Annotated in this window: 16 protein-coding genes; 11 read left to right on the top strand and 5 right to left on the bottom strand. The window is 64.7% G+C overall.

Features of this window, described 5'->3' with window-relative positions; genetic code table 11:
• The first annotated feature begins 49 nt into the window (after positions 1 to 49).
• A complete protein-coding gene (locus ABIC09_RS19370; RefSeq protein WP_354110232.1) occupies positions 50 to 805 on the top strand; it encodes a 16S rRNA (uracil(1498)-N(3))-methyltransferase in 756 nt (251 codons plus the stop codon).
• A 15-nt stretch (positions 806 to 820) separates the two neighbouring features.
• Here the strand turns inward: ABIC09_RS19370 and ABIC09_RS19365 are convergent, their stop codons facing one another.
• The 3 genes from ABIC09_RS19365 to ABIC09_RS19355 form a co-directional block, all read right to left on the bottom strand.
• Positions 821 to 1,636 carry a helix-turn-helix domain-containing protein gene (locus ABIC09_RS19365; protein WP_354110231.1) on the bottom strand — a complete coding sequence of 272 codons (816 nt, stop codon included), beginning with the start codon at positions 1,634 to 1,636 and terminating at the stop codon, positions 821 to 823.
• Positions 1,637 to 1,838: 202 nt separating this feature from the next.
• Entirely contained in the window at positions 1,839 to 2,345 is a 507-nt protein-coding gene (locus tag ABIC09_RS19360) for a hypothetical protein (RefSeq protein ID WP_148755086.1), read from the bottom strand.
• Between the two features lie 180 nt (positions 2,346 to 2,525).
• Entirely contained in the window at positions 2,526 to 3,233 is a 708-nt protein-coding gene (locus ABIC09_RS19355) for a GntR family transcriptional regulator (RefSeq protein WP_354110230.1), read from the bottom strand.
• A gap of 237 nt (positions 3,234 to 3,470) precedes the next feature.
• Between ABIC09_RS19355 and ABIC09_RS19350 the strand changes: the two genes are divergently transcribed.
• The 9 genes from ABIC09_RS19350 (at position 3,471) to ABIC09_RS19310 (ending at position 13,338) form a co-directional block, all read left to right on the top strand.
• Positions 3,471 to 5,045, top strand: a complete 1,575-nt coding sequence (locus ABIC09_RS19350) for a sugar ABC transporter ATP-binding protein (RefSeq protein WP_354110304.1) — start codon at positions 3,471 to 3,473, stop codon at positions 5,043 to 5,045.
• Positions 5,042 to 6,379: an ABC transporter permease gene (locus ABIC09_RS19345; protein ID WP_354110229.1), complete on the top strand. Its 1,338-nt coding sequence runs from the start codon at positions 5,042 to 5,044 to the stop codon at positions 6,377 to 6,379. Before ABIC09_RS19350 ends, ABIC09_RS19345 begins: the two co-directional genes overlap by 4 nt.
• 37 nt (positions 6,380 to 6,416) lie before the next feature.
• Positions 6,417 to 7,340 (top strand): substrate-binding domain-containing protein, encoded by a 924-nt coding sequence (locus ABIC09_RS19340; RefSeq protein ID WP_502917682.1) that lies wholly within the window; start codon positions 6,417 to 6,419, stop codon positions 7,338 to 7,340.
• Positions 7,341 to 7,474: 134 nt separating this feature from the next.
• Positions 7,475 to 8,068, top strand: a complete 594-nt coding sequence (locus tag ABIC09_RS19335; RefSeq protein ID WP_148755082.1) for a DUF1349 domain-containing protein — start codon at positions 7,475 to 7,477, stop codon at positions 8,066 to 8,068.
• A gap of 216 nt (positions 8,069 to 8,284) precedes the next feature.
• Positions 8,285 to 9,436, top strand: a complete 1,152-nt coding sequence (locus tag ABIC09_RS19330; protein WP_354110228.1) for an ATP phosphoribosyltransferase regulatory subunit — start codon at positions 8,285 to 8,287, stop codon at positions 9,434 to 9,436.
• A 3-nt stretch (positions 9,437 to 9,439) separates the two neighbouring features.
• Entirely contained in the window at positions 9,440 to 10,417 is a 978-nt protein-coding gene (hisG, locus tag ABIC09_RS19325) for an ATP phosphoribosyltransferase (protein WP_148755080.1), read from the top strand.
• 88 nt (positions 10,418 to 10,505) lie between these two features.
• Positions 10,506 to 11,552, top strand: coding sequence for a glycosyltransferase family 2 protein (locus ABIC09_RS19320; RefSeq protein WP_148755079.1), 1,047 nt, complete (start codon positions 10,506 to 10,508; stop codon positions 11,550 to 11,552).
• Positions 11,549 to 12,394, top strand: coding sequence for a ChbG/HpnK family deacetylase (locus ABIC09_RS19315; protein ID WP_354110227.1), 846 nt, complete (start codon positions 11,549 to 11,551; stop codon positions 12,392 to 12,394). Before ABIC09_RS19320 ends, ABIC09_RS19315 begins: the two co-directional genes overlap by 4 nt.
• A gap of 125 nt (positions 12,395 to 12,519) precedes the next feature.
• Positions 12,520 to 13,338 (top strand): DUF2076 domain-containing protein, encoded by an 819-nt coding sequence (locus ABIC09_RS19310; RefSeq protein ID WP_354110226.1) that lies wholly within the window; start codon positions 12,520 to 12,522, stop codon positions 13,336 to 13,338.
• A 65-nt stretch (positions 13,339 to 13,403) separates the two neighbouring features.
• On the opposite strand, the gene ABIC09_RS19305 is transcribed toward ABIC09_RS19310, so the two are convergent.
• Complete coding sequence (locus ABIC09_RS19305; protein ID WP_148755076.1) at positions 13,404 to 14,219, bottom strand: L,D-transpeptidase; 816 nt, start codon at positions 14,217 to 14,219, stop codon at positions 13,404 to 13,406.
• Between the two features lie 312 nt (positions 14,220 to 14,531).
• Here ABIC09_RS19305 and ABIC09_RS19300 point away from each other — a divergent pair, with 312 nt between their 5' ends.
• Positions 14,532 to 15,311, top strand: a complete 780-nt coding sequence (locus ABIC09_RS19300) for a protein phosphatase CheZ (RefSeq protein ID WP_354032941.1) — start codon at positions 14,532 to 14,534, stop codon at positions 15,309 to 15,311.
• 188 nt (positions 15,312 to 15,499) lie between these two features.
• Here ABIC09_RS19300 and ABIC09_RS19295 read toward each other — a convergent pair whose 3' ends face one another.
• Positions 15,500 to 16,021, bottom strand: a complete 522-nt coding sequence (locus ABIC09_RS19295) for a hypothetical protein (RefSeq protein WP_354032940.1) — start codon at positions 16,019 to 16,021, stop codon at positions 15,500 to 15,502.
• Positions 16,022 to 16,119 lie beyond the last annotated feature (98 nt).

Raw genomic sequence — 16,119 nt, 5'->3', positions numbered from 1 at the left:
GAAACGGCTGGTTTCGGTTAAGAACGGCGGCAAATCGGACTTTTGATCGATGCCCTCCCACGATTTTCGCGCCCCCCGCCTGTTCGTCGAGCCCTCCCTGGCCCTGGATGCCAGGGTTCCGCTCGACCGGGACCAGAGCAACTATCTCGGCAATGTGCTGCGGCTTGCCGCCGGGGCGGAGGTTTTGGCCTTCAACGGCCGCGACGGCGAATGGCAGGCCGCGATCGAAGGCCGCAAGCGGCCCGACAACCTCGTCATCCTCCAGCAAGTCCGCCCCCAGGATCGGCTGCCCGACCTCGCTTACGTGTTTGCGCCGCTCAAGCATGCCCGGCTCGATTATACGGTCCAGAAGGCCGTGGAGATGGGCGCCGCCATCCTGCAACCGGTCCAGACCCGGTTCACCCAGGCCTCCCGCGTCAACACCGAGCGTATGCGCGCCAATGTCATCGAGGCCGCCGAGCAATGCGGGATCCTGAGCCTCGCCACCGTGGCCGAGCCCGCGCCGCTTGAGCGCTACCTCAGCCAGCGCCCCGCCGATCGCCTGCTGGTGTTCTGCGACGAGGCGGCCGAGGTCGAGAATCCGATCCAGAGCCTGCAACAGGCGCGCGCATCCGGGCATGGTATCGACGTCCTGATCGGCCCCGAGGGCGGCTTCGCCGAAGAAGAGCGGGCCCTGCTGCTGCGCCAGCCCAGGATTCTGCGGCTGGCGCTGGGCCCGCGGATCCTGCGGGCCGACACGGCCGCGGTGGCGGCGCTGGCGCTGGTGCAGGCGGTGCTGGGCGATTGGGGCGGCACGGCCGGTTAGGTCGCGATCTCCCTTCTAGCTGCACTCCCGCACAGCTCGATGCAGGGTCTCGGACGGCAGCTCGCCGAACGCCGCCCTGTAGCTCGCCGCGAACTCGCTCAAATGCCAGAAGCCATGGGCAATGGCGCAGGCCTTCACGCTGCGCCGTCCCGGGCCGGTGCGCAGTTGCCGGCGCACCGACCAGAGACGCAGGACCCGGCTATAGCGATTCGGGCTCATGCCGCAGATGGCCTGCGTCGCACTCTGCAAGGTCCGAACCGACACGCCCACCCGCTCGGCCATTTCGGTCGTCTTGAGCCAGATCGTCAGATCGTGCCGGATCGATCTTTCCATGTCGGCGACGATCCGCAGATAGCTCTCTGTCGTGGCATGCACAGACCTGCTGTCCACGCTGGTCCGGATGGCGCAGTCGATCGCGCCGAGCAGGGATTGTTCGACAGCCGCTCGCGAAATCGGCCCGTTCAGGAAGTCCGGATCGTTGGCGGCGGTTTCAAGCGTTGCCGAGATCAGGCACTGCAGCGAGGCGAGCACGTCCGCTGCCGGGCTCAGCAAATGATAGCCATCCAGTCGAGACCAGGGCCCGCACGCGGGCGGCGTGAAGTAGACCACACCGATCAGACGGCCGACCGGCTCATAGACCAGGCAATCGGACGCGCCCTTCAAGATGACAATCGAACTACCGATTGACTGCCCATTGATGCGGGTCGAGGTCACATGATCCATCGGCACCACCACGGCGGCGGCATGCGCCAGCTGATAGCCGCGAATGATCCGCGGGAAGGTCCTCACCAGCGACAGGCTCAGGGTCGGCAGACTGAGCCGCGCGCGCATGATCGCGGTCGACCCGGCAGACAACGGCATGCTGGACGCACCGGCATATCTCTCGCTGTCGCCGAAATGATCGATGTCATACGACCGGAGCTCGAGCGCTGCGGATGGCTTGAGACCCTGGAACGACAACAAGCGCTCAGCAGCGCTTTTTTGAACTCCATCGCCAGCAATGTTGAGATGGCTTTGATCCATGTCCTGCCGCTTACTTCGCCTTCTTCGTCGCCACGACCAGTTTGGCGGCACTCAGATCATCCGGTCCGTTGATGCCGGCGCGCTTGAGATCGCGAAGCAGCTTCGTCAGCAGCAGCATGTTGGTCTTCTGTAGCTCGTGGTTGTTGCCAAACTTGAATGCATTCTGCTCGGTCACGATCAGCCCGGCCTTGGTCTCGGCGAGAACCTTCCGCCTCTTCAGTCCCGCCACGCGACGACGAACCGTCTCCAGCGGCAGGCGGAGGAAGCGAGACAGTGCCGCGCGGGACACGCCCTGCTTGATCGTATCCGGCTCGACCGTGTGAATGCTGGAAAACCTCTCGTCCAGTGACGGATCGTTCATCACATTGATGACGTTCGCATTGAGAATCGCGTGCACGATCAGAAGGTCCATCGGATCGAATTCGTCGTAATTCCGGAACATCTCGCTGATCGAAAACAGCATATAGGCCAGCGTGTGCCGCGAGACCGTCCGGATGATATCAGAAGCATTGCGCATGAATCGGAAACCAACCTTCATCTTGTAAACGAAGGCAGCAGCGAACGTCTCATCCGCCATACCCAAAATGAGTATGCGACGACTCGTCAGCCGTACTCAATCTCATTGTGACGTCAGGGGGTGCAGGCGCGTCGGGTCGCGAAAGCGAGATAGTTCTGCGACTGGCTGGGCCCGCGGGTGCTAGTCTTCGAAGAAGCCGGGATGCTTCACGACAAAAGACTGCAGCTCGCGCGACACGCGATCGAGATGGTTCGCCATTTCGTTCTTTGCCTGGTCAGGCTCATGCGCAGCAATCGCTCGAAATATCGCTTCGTGCTCGCGGAAGGTTCCCTCGGGCCGTCCCGGCTCCGGCAGAAGCGTCCGGCGAACGCGCTCCAGATGAGTTCGGATCGGATCGAGAACCTCGCCAAGCCGCCCCAGACGCAAGCCCTCAGTCATCTGGCGATGAAATCGGGTGTCGAGTTCGTGGAAACCCTGGAGGTCACCGCTGGTGATGGCGGCCATTTGGTAGGCGACGTTCTGACCAAGCGCAGCAATCGCATCGTCCGGCATGTCGGCCGCGCAGACCCCGACCACCTCTATCTCCAGCGCACGCCTCATCAACATCCATTGCCTGACATCCTCAAGGTGGATCTTGGCCACGTAAGAGCCGCGCTGCGGCTCAACCACGACAAGCCCCTCAAAAGCCAGCCGATTGATCGCGGTCGTTATGGAAAGTCGAGACACTTCGAAAATTGCACACCACTCGTTCTTGTCGATTGGGGCGTCGGGCGCGAGCGCACCCGAAACGATGGCCCGCTTGAGCGCCAAATAGGCCTGGTCGACTTTCGACCCGCCCGCCCGACGTGCGGCGGCCGTTCCTCCGCTAAATCCGCCGACTGAATGCATGCTGTGGTCCTGTGGCTGACGTTCACATTTCCAGTGGTGCGGAAGCCAATTGTGGACAGCAAGAGGCTTGACGAGCGGCAACTGATATAACTAGCATATCAGAAAAATGACGAACGAACAGCTGGCGCGCGACGTCTCCTGAGACTTTGAGCGCGCTGGGAGGAGAGTAGCCCGATGGAGACACGCTTCGGCGCCCTCGGAGAAGAGGATGATCGGGCCGCGCACCGCTCCCCGCGTATGGTCGAGCTGGGCCGGGCCTGCGCGCCGACCGGGCAAATTGTGCTTTCTGCGGAGCGCGTCTCGAAGTCTTTTGCCGGTGTAAAGGCGCTCAGTAGCGTCGACTTCGATCTGCGCTGCGGCGAGGTGCACGCACTGATGGGCGAGAACGGTGCCGGCAAGAGCACCTTGATGAAAATTCTTGCGGGCGTGCATACGAGTTACCTGGGGACGATCGAGGTCGGTGGCCGGGCCGCCGCATTTGCCGGTGTGCGCGATGCTGAAGAGGCCGGCGTCGCGATCATCCACCAGGAGCTCAATCTCGTTCCCGAGCTGAGCATCGCCGACAATATCTTTCTGGGTCGCGAGCCGCTGATCGGCGGCGTGCTCATCCACCGCCGCCGCATGGTCAAGGCGGCGGAGCGCCTGCTTCACCGCCTCGGCGTCCGGATCGCTCCCGAAAGTCGACTCGCCGACTTGCGCGTCGGCGAGCAGCAATTGGTGGAAATCGCCAAGGCGCTATCGCTCGACGCCCGCATCCTCATCATGGACGAGCCGACCTCTGCATTGTCGTCGTCGGAATGCGAGACCCTGTTCAAGATCGTGCGGCAACTCGCGAGCGAAGGCGTCGCGATCATCTACACCTCGCATCGTATCGAGGAGGTGCTCGATCTCGCCGACCGGGTGACGGTGCTGCGCGACGGCAGGCACGTTGTCACGGCTCCGATCGGTGACTTGTCGCGGGGCGCGATCATCTCGGCGATGGTCGGCCGCGACATGGTCACAAGCGATCGCGGGGCGGCCGTGCAAGACGGCGCGAACGTCCTTTCGGTGGATGACCTGACGCTGGACACGCTTGGTCCGCATGGCTGGCGCCGGATGTTGCACGGCGTCAGCTTTCAGCTCGGGCGCGGCGAGGTCCTGGGCATCGGCGGCCTGCTCGGTTCCGGCAGGACGGAGATCCTGGAGTCTATCTTTGGTGTCGCGAACGGTTGGCGGGGCGGCGCCATCGCGATCGATGGCGCGACCGTCGATATCAGCTCGCCAGCGGAGGCCTACCGCCTCGGTGTCGCGCTCGTGAGCGAGGATCGCAAAGAGCGCGGCCTGCACCTCGCGGCCTCGATCTGCGACAATATCGCCCTGCCCTCGATCGGCGCGCTATCGCGCTTCGGCCTGCGCGCCGTCGCGCGTGAACGCGCGCTGGCGGCCGACATGGTAGGCCGGCTCTCGGTCCGCTGCACCGGCATCGATCAGACGGCAGCTGCGCTCTCCGGCGGCAATCAGCAGAAGGTCGTGATCGGCAAATGGCTCGCCACCGAACCACGGATTCTGCTGCTCGACGAGCCGACCCGCGGCATCGATATCGGCGCCAAGCAGGATATCTACCGGCTGATCTTTGATCTCGCCGCGCAAGGCCTCGGCATCGTCGTGGTCACCTCCGAGATGCCGGAGCTTCTTCTGCTGTCCGACCGCATCCTGGTGATGTGTGAGGGGCGGCAGACCGGAATCCTGCGGCGCGAAAGCGCGACGCAAGAGACGGTGATGCGCCTTGCAGCGCCGGGCATGGCAGCGTGGTCGCAGGAAACATTGTCATGAAGGCGCTTCTTCGGCTGTTGTCCCGGACCAAGCTTTACTGGGGCTTGCTGCTCATCTGCCTGGTCGGCGCCCTCACCTCGCCGCATACGTCGTCCGGTAACAATATCTTCCTGTCCTACGGCAACCTGACCGATGTCCTGCGGCAGGTCTCGATTACGGGCCTGGTCGCCACCGGCATGACGATGGTCATTCTGCTCGGCGGCATCGATTTGTCGGTCGGCTCGGTCATGGGCTTTTCGACGGTGATCTGCGCGATGCTGCTCACCAAGCCCGGCTGGACCGCGGCCGCTGTGATCGGCGTTCCGGCGGCGACGCTTGTCAGCGGTGTTGCCGTTGCCCTTGCTGCGCGCTTCATCTTTGCCGGTCTCGCCCGTGGCCGTGATGTCAGCGCGGGGCGACGCCGCGAGATCGCGCTATCGTCATGGCGCAGCACGGGGCTTCCAGGATTGCTCGGCCTTGTCGTCGCGATCGCGGTGGCATGGTGGACGGGGAACCAGGTCGCGACCAAATTCGGCGTTCTCGGCGTTCTGCTCGTCGCGCCCTGCCTCGCCTTGATGCTCGGGGCGATCAACGGCGTCCTGATCGTCACCGGGCGCTTGCAACCCTTCATCGTCACGCTGGCGATGATGGTCAGTGCGCTCGGCATCGCCCGTCTCACCGCCGGCCAGGACAATGCCGTCGTGCCGGTCTACACCGGCACCAACGCCACCGAAGCATTCGAGCTGCTCCGCTCGATGCTGTGGGGCGTGCTGCCGGTGCCGAGTGTTTTCTTCCTCGCGGCGATCGTCCTGTTCGGCGCGATCCTGCGTTTCACGACCTTTGGACGCTACGCCTATGCGATCGGCGGCAACATCGAGGCCGCCAAGCTTTCGGGCATCAAGGTCGCCCAGGTCCAGCTCACCGCCTATCTGCTGTCCGGGCTCCTGGCGGGAATTGCAGGGGTCCTGTTCGTCGCGCAGTACCGGCAAGGCAAGCCCGATGCCGGCGCCGGGCTCGAGCTCGACGCCATCGCCGCGGTCGTGATCGGCGGCACCAGCCTGATGGGCGGCCGAGGCGGTCTCGCCGGCACCTTCGTCGGCGTCCTGATCTTCGGTTTGCTCTCGGACATCCTGCAGCTTCAGAACATCGACTCCAACGTCCAGCTGCTGATGAAGGGGTTGATCATCGTCTGCACCGTGCTGGTGCAGGAGCAGAATCTCGGCCAGCTCATCGCGCGATGGCGGTTCAGCCGATCGCCGGAAGCCAGCGCCGATCCGAAAACAGCCGAATCCTGTCGGCTGCCAAGCGCCGCCAAGGCGCAATTTGCAAGGGAGGATTTCGATGAAGCGTCGTGAATTCCTAAAATTGTCGACCACCATGGCCGGCGCCGCGATGACGATCTACGTGCCGGCCGGCTGGAGTCCCGCCAAGGCCGCCGCGAAATGGAAGGTGGGCTTCAGCCAATGCACCACGCTCGAGCCGTGGCGCGTGCAGTTCAACAAGGACATCCAGGCCGAGGCAAAGAAGCAGCCCGACGTCGAGCTCGTCATCACCGACGGCCAGGACAAGACCGAGAAGCAGGTCGCCGATTGCGAGAACCTCGTTGTCCAGCAGGTCAACGTCCTGTTGATCTCACCCAAGGAATCGGCGGGCCTGACCGGCGTCGTCGAGAAGGCGATCGACGCCAAGATTCCAGTCATCGTGCTCGATCGCAACGTCGACACCAAGCGGATCACACAGTTCATCGGCGGCGACAATGTCGCGATCGGCAAGGCCGCCGGCGAATATGCAGTGAAGCTGCTCGGCGGTCCCGGCAAGGCGGCCGGCAACGTCGTCGAAATCTGGGGCGGCATGGGCACGCAGCCCGCCCACGACCGGCACGACGGCTTCCATGCTTTCACCGACAAGGAGCCGGGCATCAAGAACCTGCTCAACAACCAGTCGGGCGACTGGAAGCAGGACAAAGCCTACAACATCATGACGACCGCGCTGCGCAATAACGAGAAGATCGACCTGGTCTATGGCCATAACGATCCGATGGCCTACGGCGCCTATCTCGCGGCCAAGGACGCCGGCCGCGACAAGGATATCAAGTTTATTCTTGGCATCGATGGCCTGCCGGATGAAGGCGTGACCTGGGTTAGCAAGGGGCAGCTCACGGCGACTTTCCTCTATGCGACCCCCGGAGCCGAAGGGCTGCGGCAAGCTGTCAAACTCTTGAAGGGCGAGAAGCTGGAGCCGGTCATCACCTTGCCCACAATGTTGATTACGAAGGACAACGCATCGGAGATCCTGAAGAAGAACGGGCTGCTTTGACCTCCTGATCTTCAGGCTGACGCAGGAGTAACAGAGTCTGGTTCGACCTGGTCGAACCGGACTCTGCATTCGTTTGGGTTGTCCTCCTTGTGGGATGGCGCTGGACCGGCTGCCAATGCTGATCGAGGTTTGACATGAGCGATCCGATCTTCCGCAGAAGCGACGGTGTGTGGCTGAATGAACCGGAACGGTGGACCGCGCGCGGCGACGGCCTCGAGATGGTCACTGATCGAGCCACCGATTTCTGGCGCGAAACCCATTACGGCTTCAGTCGGGACAGCGGACATTTCCTGGGCTTCCGCACCGCCGAGGCATTCACCGCCGAATTGCGCGTCCAGGGCGACTTTCGGGCGCTCTACGACCAGGCGGGCATCATGGTCCGTATCGACGCGCAACGTTGGGTCAAGGCCGGAATCGAATTCTCCGACGGCCGCGCCATGCTTGGCAGCGTTCTGACCGACGGACGATCAGACTGGGCGACAGCCCCCTATGGGCACGACGCCGGCGACTTCTGGATGCGCGCAACCGTGACCAATGGTGTCCTTCGCTTGCAGGTTTCGGCCGATGGCAAGCTTTGGCCGCTTGTGCGATTGGCGCCATTCGCCAAGGCAGACTCGTACCTTGTGGGGCCGATGGCCTGCACGCCCGAGCGGGCCGGATTGAAGGTCGTTTTTTCGGCGTTTCGCCTGACGCCGCCGCTCGGCAAGGATCTGCATGATCTCGGCTGAGGCGCGAGCATCAGCTCTGTCGTATGCGCATCCCGGCCACCAGTGGCTTTCCCAGGACATCTGGGGCACGACAGAAGACCGTTAAGCGATTGATCCTTTGGAGGTCGAAACCGCTTTCAGGCCATGCTAAGGGCTGCGCCAACTGCTTGCCTCCCCTTGGCCTCCTCTTGGCCTCCCCTTGCCCTGCCCGGTTCCGCCGGGACGATGGACCCCGAGATGACTGCGACTGCCACCTCAAATGCTGCCGGCTCCGCCGCCTGGGCGGATACGCTGCTGTTGTCCTTTGCGCAAGCCGGCTATGTCAGGGCCGAGCCCGCCATCCTGCAGCCGGCCGAGCCGTTCCTCGACCTGTCCGGCGAGGACATCCGCAAAAGCCTCTATCTGACGACCGACCTGTCCGGCGACGAGCTCTGCCTGCGCCCCGACCTGACGATCCCCGTGGCGCGCGACTATCTCGCCTCCAGCCGCGCCGGCCAGCCGGCCGGGTTCAGCTATCTGGGTCCCGTGTTCCGCTACCGCAGCGGACAGGCCAGTGAATTCCTCCAGGCCGGGATCGAGTCGTTCGGCCGCCAGGATCGTGCCGCCGCGGATGCCGAGACGCTGGCGCTGGCGCTGGAGGCGACCGCGGCTTTCGGCGTGCGCGACGTCGAGATCCGCACCGGCGACGTGGCGCTGTTCAACGCATTGCTCGACGCGCTCGACCTTTATCCGGTCTGGCGCCGCCGCTTGGTCAAGGACTTCCATCGCAGGATCAGCCTGGAGCAGGATCTGGAAGGGCTGGCCCGCACGACCGCAACCACGCGCAGCGAATATGAGGGCGTGCTGGCGGCGCTCGCCGGCTCCGATCGCAAGGCGGCGCTGGCCTTCGTCACCGATCTGATGTCGATCGCCGGCACCACCAATGTCGGTGGCCGCACCACGGCAGAGATCGCCGACCGCTTCCTCGAGCAGTCGACGCTGAAGGGCGGCGCGCTGCCGCGCGAGGCGATCACCGTGCTGAAGCGCTTCCTGTCGATCTCAGGCAATCCGGACGATGTCATTGCCGCGCTGCGCGCGCTGACCGCCGACGCAAAGCTCGACCTTGCCGGCGCAATCGACCAGTTCGAGAGCCGGATCGGCTTCATGGCGGCGCGCGGCATCGACGTGAAGGCCACGCGCTTCTCGACCGCGTTCGGGCGCGGCCTCGATTACTACACCGGCTTCGAATTCGAGCTGCATCACAGGGGCAACGGCGCCGAGCCACTGGTTGCCGGTGGCCGCTATGATGGACTGATGACCCAGCTCGGATCGCCGGCGCCGATCCCGGCCGTCGGCTTCTCGGTCTGGGTGGACGCGCTGACCAGGATCGGCCGCAAGGTGGGAGCTTAAGTCATGAGCGCGCCATTCGTTCTGGCCGTTCCCTCCAAGGGTCGCCTCCAGGAAAACACCGAGGCCTTCTTCGCCCGCGCCGGGCTCAAGCTGTCGAAGGCCGGCGGCGCCCGCGACTATCGCGGCACGCTTGCAGGCCTCGACAATGTCGAGGTCGCCTATCTCTCGGCGAGCGAGATCGCATCGCAGCTCGCCCGCGGCGTCGCGCATCTCGGCGTCACCGGCGAAGACCTGGTGCGCGAGAATATCGCCGACGCCGACAAGCGCGTGTCGCTGATCGACGGGCTCGGCTTCGGCTATGCCGACGTCGTGGTCGCGGTGCCGCAGGCCTGGATCGACGTCCGCACCATGGCGGATCTCGACGACGTCACCACCGGCTTCCGCGAGCAGCATCACATGCGGATGCGGGTCGCGACCAAGTTCGTCAACCTCACGCGCAGCTTCTTCCAGAGCCACGGCATCACCGATTACCGCATCGTCGAGAGCACTGGCGCGACCGAGGGCGCGCCGGCGGCCGGCAGCGCCGAGCTGATCGTCGACATCACCACGACAGGTGCGACGCTCGCCGCCAATGGCTTGCGGGTGCTCGACGACGGCGTGATCCTGCGCAGCCAGGCCAATCTGGTCGCCTCAAAGGAGGCCGACTGGTCGCCGCAGGCCCGCGAGACCGCCCGCGTCATCCTCGACCACATCGCCGCCCGGGCCCGGGCCAACAAATATCGCGAGGTCCGGACCCGCTTCCGGCAATGCGACGCCACCCTGCTCACTGAGGCCCACAGCCGTTTCGGCGTCGAGGCTCCGTTCGGCGGACCGACCTCGTCGGGCATGCTCACGCTGCACTGCCCACCCGGACAGCTCTACGCGCTCGCGAGCTTCCTGCGCGAACATGGCGCCGAGACCGTCTCGGTGGTCTCGCTCGACTACGTGTTCGACCGGGAGAACCCGCTGTTCGCCAAGCTCGAAACGTTCCTGCGGCAGTGAGCCTCAGGTCCGTTCAGCGTAGCGACAGCAAGCAGCAGCTACCATATGCTGTTGAGATGACTTTGAACGCCCTCTGGAACCTTGATCGATGACGCTGGGCTCTGACGTTTCCGGCCTGACCGCCACCGCAGCGAGTGCCGCTGCGAAGGGGCTGTCGATTGTCGTCCCCGTCTATAACGAGGCGGCGGGCCTCGCCGTCCTGCATCAGCGCATCTGCGATATCGCCAAGACCTTGCGGCAACGCTACCGGCTGTCCTGCGAGGTCATCTACGTCGACGACGGCAGCGCGGACGCGACGCTGTCGATCGCCCGCAGCCTGCCGGCCGATGCGGTCGATGTCCAGGTGGTGTCGCTGTCGCGCAATTTCGGCAAGGAGGCTGCACTGATGGCCGGCCTCGACCACGCCCGGCTCGGCGCGGTTTTGTTCATGGACGGCGACGGCCAGCACCCGCCGACGCTCGTCGAGCAGCTCGTGCGGCACTGGATCGAGGACGGCTATGATGTCGTCTACACCGCCAAGGCCCATCGCGACAACGAGCCCTTCCTGCGCCGGGTCGCCGTGCACGGCTTCTACGCGCTGATCAACTGGGGCGCGCGTCAGAAGATCCCGGAGGATGCCGGCGACTTCCGCCTGCTGTCGCCGCGCGCGGTCGCAGCGCTGCGGCAGCTGCCGGAGCGCAACCGCTTCTTCAAGGGCCTGGCAAGCTGGATCGGCTTCCGCCAGATCCGCGTCGACTACGAGCCGGCGCCGCGCACCCACGGCGTGACGACCTTCAGCGCGGCGCGTCTGCTTGGCCTGTCGATCGAAGGCGTGACCTCGTTCTCGGTGGCGCCGCTGCGTTTTGCGAGCCTGCTCGGTGTGATCCTCGCCGGCGGCGCCTTCCTGTTCGGCCTGTCGATCCTGTGGGAGGTCTGGACCACCGGCAAGCAGGTACCCGGCTATCCTTCGCTCGTGATCGGCCTGATGACGATCGGTGGCGTGCAGCTCATCATGATCGGCATCGTCGGCGAATATATCGGCAAGATCCTCTCGGAGCTGAAGGCGCGTCCGATCTACTTCGTCGCCGAGCACAGTGAAAAGCATTTCGAGACCGGCAAGGCCGACGACGCGTCGAAGAGGACGGCGGCCGAATGAGTGCGGCGGCAGCGCCGCGGCCGATCTGGCTCTGCGCCGACGATTACGGCATCAGCCCGGGTGTCAATCGCGCCATCCGCGACCTGGTCGCGCGCGGCCGCCTCAACGCGGCCTCGGTGATGATGGTGGGCCCCGCGATCGAGCGTGGCGAGATCGATACGCTCCAGGCCGCAGCGAAGACGAGCCCGCGCTGCGCGATCGGATTGCATGTGACGCTGTCGGCGCCGTTCCGCCCCCTCACCATGCATTTCCGGCCGCTCGACGGCGACATGTTCATGGCCTTTCCAAAACTGCTGCGCGCCGGATTTCTGCGGCGGCTCGACCGCGAATTCTTTCGCAACGAGGTGAGAGCGCAGCTCGCAGCTTTCGCAGAAGCCTTCGGCCGCGCGCCCGATTTCGTCGACGGCCATCAGCATGTGCAGCTGTTTCCGCAGGTGCGCGACGGCTTCCTCGATGCCGTCAGCGAAGCGGCGCCCAACGCGTGGGTGCGCCAGGGCGGACGCGACCTGCCGCTGGCGCAACGGCTGGCGTCGCCGAAAGCGATGGTGCTCGATGTCCTCAGCGCGCAATTCCGCCGCCGGGCCAGGCGCGCCGGTCTTGCGTTCAATCCCGCATTTGCGGGCGCCTATGATTTCACACGCGCGGCCGATTTCGGCGATCTGGTGCGGCAGTTCCTGGAAGGTCTTCCCGAGGGCGGCCTCGTGATGTGCCATCCCGGCTTCGTCGACGAGGTCCTCACCGGCCTCGACCCGATGACGGATGTCAGGGAACGCGAGCATGCCTATCTCGCTAGCGACGCCTTTGCGCAGCTTCTCACGACCAACCATGTGACATTGCAATGAAACCGGCGAAATCGAGCCCGCGGGGCAGTCTGTCGCATACCGAAATTTAATCCGGCCGCCACTGTTGGGGCCACAATGGAACCCTACATCTGGCTCGCGCTTGTTTCGCGCAAGGGAGACAGATCATGACGCCGCAGGAACGTCAGCTCGTTGACGAGCTTTTCGACCGGCTTTCGAAACTGGAGAATGCACCGCGCGATCCCGACGCGATCGCCGCGATTTCGGACGGCTTACGCAAGGCGCCGGGCGCAGTCTATGCGCTGGTGCAGACCACGCTATTGCAGGACGAAGCGCTGAGGCGCGCGCATGACCGGATCCAGGAGCTGGAAGCGGCCCATGCGCCGGAGCAGTCCCAGTCCGGCGGCTTCCTCGACACCATGCGGGACACGCTGTTCGGCTCGAGCCCGTCGCGCGGCTCGGTTCCGAACGTGCCGCCGCGTGACGCGCGGCCGGTCTGGAACAGCGGCCAGGCGATGCAGCAGGCCCAGCCGGGCTACGGCCAGCCGCCTTATGGTCAGGCCTACGGACAGGGACCAGGGCAAGGCTATGGCGCCCCGCCGGTCGGTGGTGGCGGCGGCTCCTTCCTGGGCACGGCAGCCGCGGCCGCGGCCGGTGTGGTCGGCGGCTCGCTGCTGCTCTCCAGCATCCGCGGCATGATGGGCGGACCGCATCAGCAGGCGTTTGGCGACACCAACGCCCTAGGTGACCGCAGCCCGTGGGGCGGCAGCGACCAGTCGGGCGGCTCACTTGCCCGCGATGCCGGCCTCAACGACATCGGCTCGAACCGTGATCGCGACGACTCGCGTCAGGGCTTCCTCGACCAGGCGTCGAACGATCGGGATAACAACGATCAAAGCGACGACGACAATAGCGACAGCAATGTCGACCTCGCCGACGACAGTGACTTCGGCGGCGGAGACGATGGCGGCAGCGATTACGCGTAAGGCTGCTACTTCAAACCAAAACGGCCACCTAAAGGGTGGCCGTTTTCATTTCGAATGTCAGGCGCTCACATCACCACGACCTTGGTGCCGACATTGACGCGGCCGTAGAGATCGATGACGTCCTCATTGCGCATGCGGATGCAGCCGGAGGAGACGTTGGTGCCGATGGTCCAGGGCTCGTTGGAGCCATGGATGCGGTAGAGCGTGGAGCCCAGATACATCGCGCGCGCACCGAGCGGATTTTCCGGGCCGCCTTCCATGTGCCGCGGCAGATCGGGGCGGCGTGCGATCATCTCCGCCGGCGGCGTCCAATCCGGCCATTCGCGCTTGGCCGTGATCGACTTCACGCCGCTCCAGGTGAACCCCTCGCGTCCGACGCCGATGCCGTAGCGCATCGCCCGGCCGTTGCCCTCGACGAGATAGAGAAACTTGTTGTTGGAATCGACCACGATCGTGCCAGCGCTTTCCTTGCCGCTATAGTCAACAAGCTGTTTCTCGAATTTCGGATCGAACGAACGCTGCCGCGGATCGATTGCCTCCTGCTGGAGACCTGCGCCTTGCTGATATCCGCCCTGCATCTGCGGCTCGCCCATCGGCGGCAGGCGGCGTGGATCGTTGTAGGCGGGCTGCTGCTGATAGATCGGCTGCTGCGGCGCATAGGCCGGACCGCGGCCGGGCCCATCGCCGAACAGGAACTCGATGAAGCCGCCGCCCATATTGGCATTGGAGGCGACGCGCACCGGCGCCGGCGGCACATGCGGCTGGTAGAGCACCGCGGGCGGATCGTTCGGCACTGTATTGTCGAACGCGCTGGCGCGATCGGCGCCGACAAGGAAGGCGCAAGCGCTGCCGAGCAGCGCGACAGACATTTTCTTGAACATCGACGTACTCTGTACTGTTTCGTCTAGTTGCATTCGCCGCCGAACGCGGCTTGCTGTCCGCGTCCTCGACGTGGTCAATAAAGAGCAAACTCCGTTTCGTTTGGTAAACAGAATCGACGTTTCGATTCACCACGTCGCGCGCGGCGGGACAATTTGGCGGTCAGCGTTTATTTTCGATGAAGGGCGGAGCCTCATGGTTAATCGCCCGTTTGCATGTCGTCGCGCGCGGCCGCACGACAGTTCCTGCCGTGAACCTCGTGTTAAATTGCTTCTGCCTACAAAGACGCGTGAGTGAGGTGGGGGGAGTTCCTGATGGCTGTTCACCGCAAGCGTTTTCGTGTCGAGGATATCGCCGGTGGCGAGATGCCAATTCTTGACGTAGCAGAAGAGGCAGGCCCGATGCATACCGAGATTATGGCGGAGCTGCGCGCGATCCGCGCACAGATGGCAAGGGGCACTGTGCCCATGTCCGGCAGCGCAGCCATGGCGGCGATCGACGCCTCCACGAACCAGGAGCTTTCCGACGCACGCACGATGCTCGAGACCTATCGGGCCCAGATCGAGCAGTGCGAGAAGCTGAAGGTCGAGCTCGACCTCATCCATGACGCCATCGACCGCACCAAGCGCGAGATCGCGACGCTGCACGGCAAGAGCTTTGACGGCGGCGAAATGGCCAAGGTCAATGGCGAGCTCGGCGCGGTGGTCGGCGGCACCGAACAGGCGACCCAGCAGATCCTCGAAGCCGCGGAGTCGATCGACCAGGCGGCCAGCGCGATGTCCAAGGTGCAATCGGCCGATCAGCAGAAGCGGCTCGCCGACGACATCCAGGAACGCGTCATCTCGATCTTCGAGGCCTGCAACTTCCAGGACCTGACCGGCCAGCGCATCAGCAAGGTCATGGGCACGATGAAGTTCATCGAGCAGCACATCAATGCGATGATGGAAATCTGGGGCGGCGTCGACGCGATCAAGGCCCACGTGCCGGCGCAGGTGGATACCCGCAGCGAGGACGACAAGCTGCTCAACGGCCCGAAGCTCGCCGGCGACGTCGGTCACGCCTCGCAGGACGATATCGACGCGCTGTTCGACTAAGCGACGCGACAGACGGAAAGCAAACGCCGGCGAGAAGCCGGCGTTTTTTCGTCATTGCGAGCGCAGCGGAGCAATCCAGAGTCCCTCCGCGGAACCAGTCTGGACTGCTTCGTCGCACCAGCGCAAAATTGCTTCGCAATTTTGTCGCGGGCTCCTCGCAATGACGAGCGGTTAGAGCTCGGCCCGCCTCACGCCCTCGGCGCGCAGCGGACGTAGACCATGTTGCCGTAGCGGGTGGCGGCGTCCTTGTCGACGAAGCGGGTGATCATGACGCGGCCGTCGAAGGAGACGATCTCGCGGTCCTGCTCGCCCGGCGTCGGGCCGGGGGGGCCGATATAATTCTTGCCGCCCGGCGAGCCCTTCAGCCGCAATTCCTGCGGCGTGGCCTGGTCGGCGAGATGCATGACCACGCCGCCGGAGGTGCCGGCGCCGATCACGTAGGGATTCTTGCACTGGGCGCGCGCGGCCGCCTCGGTGCGGGCGCGGTCGGCCGGGTTCTGGAACGAGGCGAGACCCCAGCGGCCGACGATCTCGTCGCCGCGGATCGAGGCTGGCATTTCCGGCCCGGTGCCCGGCTCGGCCTCGGGCGCCGGCTGGGACGAGGAAAAGGACGGCAGGCTCATGCCGCCGCCGCAGGCGCCGAGCAGCAGCGCCAAGCAAGAGGCCGCCGCCAGATTGGCAACCGTGCGCGCGTGAGCTGAACTGATCATGGCATTCCCCCGAACAAGACCATGGCCGCATCCCTCCCGCAGCCAAGCGCAAAACCGCAGCCGTAGCAATGACGTCTTAATATACGCCCGCGCCGGAA

This window comes from Bradyrhizobium sp. S3.12.5, from assembly GCF_040548225.1.
Taxonomy (GTDB): domain Bacteria; phylum Pseudomonadota; class Alphaproteobacteria; order Rhizobiales; family Xanthobacteraceae; genus Bradyrhizobium; species Bradyrhizobium cytisi.
This window is presented reverse-complemented; position numbering and strand designations above follow the sequence as displayed.